Genomic DNA, 1,192 nt, shown 5'->3' with positions numbered 1-1,192 from the left:
GCGTGGTCGCCGCGATCGTCGCGACCTGCGAGACTTCGAGCGGCGACACCTCGCCGGCCCGGAACTGCTCCTGCACGATCGCGACGGAGCGATCCTGTATCGCAGCGACCTCGCGCGCGATGCGAACGGCGCGGGTCGCCCCGCACAAGTCGACATAGGCAAGGACGGTATCGGCAACGACGGCGACGCGCAGCCCGTCAACGACCGCAGCCTGTGCCTCGGCATCCTCACGCGCCGCGGCCGCGCCCGAGCGCAGGCGGCCGAACAGGTCGATATCCCAGCTCGCGGTGGCGGCGATATCATAGTCGGTGGTGGGCACGTTGCCCGACGCGCTCGGCTGCGATGCCGGGTTGTCGACCCCAAGGGCGCTTTCGATCGTCGTCTGCAGCAACCGGGCCGCCTGCGCCTGGCGCAGCGCGGCACGAGCGCCGTCGAGATTGGCGTAGGCAATGCGCAGGTCCGCATTGGCGGCGAGCGCGGCGCGAACCAGCTCATCGAGGGCGGGATCGTCGTAGAGTCGCCACCAGTCGTCTGGCACGGGCGCGATCGACGCGACGGGCAGCGCCGCGAACGGCCCCGTCGCGGTGGCGGGGGCGACCGTGGGCGGCGGCTTCGGGACACTCATGCACGCGGAGGCGAGAAGGGCGAGCCCCGAGACGGCGGCGCGGTGGAGACGGATCATGCCAGCGCCTCCTTCTGCGCGACCGGAGGCGGCGCGGCCGGACGCTCCTCGCCGTAGCGGGCATAGAGCGCGGGTAGCAGCAACAGATTGAGCGCGGTGGAGGAGATGAGACCGCCCAGGATCACGATCGCCATCGGATGCTCGATCTCATGGCCGGGCGCGTTGCCGGCGACGATCAGCGGGACCAGCGCTAGGCCCGCGCACGCCGCGGTCATCAGGATCGGCACCAGTCGTTCTTCGGCACCGCGCAACACCAGCTCGCGGTCGAACTTCATGCCTTCGTGACGTTCGAGATGCTGATAGTGCGACAGCAGCATGATCCCGTTGCGCGCGGCGATGCCGATCACGGTCACGAAGCCGACCAGCGACCCGAGCGACAGCACCCCGCCGGTGAGCGCTACCGCGACGACGCCCCCAACCAGTGCGAAGGGCAGACTGACGCCGACCAGCGCGGTGATGCGGCGCGAGCGGAACTCCATCCAGACGAGTAGCAGGATACCGACAAGGCAG

2 protein-coding genes are annotated in these 1,192 nt (G+C 70.1%); both read right to left on the bottom strand.

The annotated features are described in order from the left end of the window. The coding region (locus AC58EF_RS28485) for a TolC family protein (protein WP_497279724.1) at positions 1-682 on the bottom strand (682 nt) is incomplete at its 3' end. Continuing rightward, positions 679-1,192: efflux RND transporter permease subunit (locus AC58EF_RS28480; protein WP_497279722.1), on the bottom strand; the 514-nt coding region annotated here is incomplete at its 5' end. The genes AC58EF_RS28480 and AC58EF_RS28485, both read right to left, overlap by 4 nt.

It is taken from the genome of Sphingobium sp. WR1 (assembly GCF_059693745.1).
This window is presented reverse-complemented; position numbering and strand designations above follow the sequence as displayed.